We start from the raw sequence: 1,511 nt of genomic DNA on the forward strand, positions 1-1,511 counted from the left end.
TGTCTGACGTCAGCGCCAATGGGACATTTTAGGTCGATTTGATAAGAGAGGGTTTCTGGCTCATCGTGACCGCCAAGGAGTGGAGATGAGAAAGAAACCCGGAACCAAGCAGAGCCACGGTGAGAAGATCATAAAGGACATTCGCCGTGCGACCCGCAAACAGTATTCCGCAGAAGAGAAGATCAGGATCGTGCTGGACGGCCTAAAAGGCGAGGACAGCATTGCAGAGCTGTGCCGTCGTGAGGGCATCGCGCAGAGCCTTTATTACAGCTGGTCCAAGGAATTCCTGGAAGCCGGCAAGAAACGTCTGGCAGGCGACACGGCCCGCGCGGCAACTTCCACCGAAGTGAAGGATCTGAGACGGGAAGCCCGTGATCTGAAGGAGGTGGTTGCCGAACAGGCTCTTGAACTGCGGTTGCTCAAAAAAAGCATGATCGCGGATGGGGACGACGGCGAATGAGATACCCTGCATCTGAAAAGCTGGAGATCATCCGTCTGGTCGAAGGCTCGCATCTGCCGACCAAGCGCAGTTTGGAAAAGCTGGGCATCCCGAAGACCACCTTCTATCGCTGGTATGGCCTGTATCTGTCGGGTGGTCCTGAGGCGCTTGAGGATCGCAGTCCCAAGCCCTCACGGGTCTGGAACCGCATTCCGCAGCCGGTGCGCGAGAAGATCAAGGATCTGGCTCTGAAGGAAAGTGAGCTTTCCCCGCGTGAGTTGGCTGTTCGCTTCACCGACACAGAAAAGTACTTTGTGTCAGAGGCTTCGGTCTACCGCATCCTCAAATCCTACGATCTGATCACCAGCCCAGCCTATGTGGTTTTGTCAGCCGCAGACGAGTTCCAGGACAAGACAACACGGCCGAACCAGCTCTGGCAGACCGACTTTACCTATCTGAAGGTGATCGGCTGGGGCTGGTTCTATCTCAGCACGATCCTGGACGATTACAGCCGATACATCATCGCCTGGAAGCTTTGCACGACGATGAAGACCGAGGATGTAACCGACACGCTGGACCTCGCCTTGCACGCCTCAGGCTGTGATCAGGCAACGGTGCTGCACAAACCACGCCTGCTCAGCGACAACGGGTCCAGCTACATCTCTGGTGAGCTTGCCGAATGGCTGGAAGATCAGAAAATGGATCATGTTCGCGGGGCACCATACCATCCGCAAACTCAGGGAAAGATCGAGCGCTGGCACCAGACTCTCAAGAACCGCATCTTATTGGAAAACTACTATCTGCCCGGTGACCTTCAGCAGCAGATCGATGCTTTCGTCGATCACTACAATCACCGGCGCTACCACGAAAGCTTACAAAACCTCACGCCCGCTGATGTCTACTGCGGACGCGGGCAGACCATTCTAAAACAACGAGAAAGGATCAAACGAAAGACAATCGAAACCCGGCGCTTGCTTCACCGCAAATCCGCCGCATAATCAAAACAACCAGATGAGCCAGATCCTCTCTTAGCTCAGGCGGCCATCTGTCCCAAAATCCCTGATAACGGACA

The 1,511-nt window shown here is 54.9% G+C and carries 1 protein-coding gene; it reads left to right on the forward strand.

Translation table 11 applies throughout. The features are described 5' to 3' along the window. Positions 1-85 precede the first annotated feature (85 nt). Positions 86-1,437 (forward strand): IS3 family transposase gene (locus GOV88_RS20335; RefSeq protein ID WP_171241541.1). Its coding sequence is split into 2 segments (ribosomal slippage): positions 86-422 and positions 422-1,437, totalling 1,353 coding nucleotides; the frame shifts between segments, so codons are not numbered across the junction. Positions 1,438-1,511: the final 74 nt, after the last annotated feature.

The organism is Ruegeria sp. HKCCA5491 (assembly GCF_013034565.1).
Taxonomy (GTDB): domain Bacteria; phylum Pseudomonadota; class Alphaproteobacteria; order Rhodobacterales; family Rhodobacteraceae; genus Ruegeria.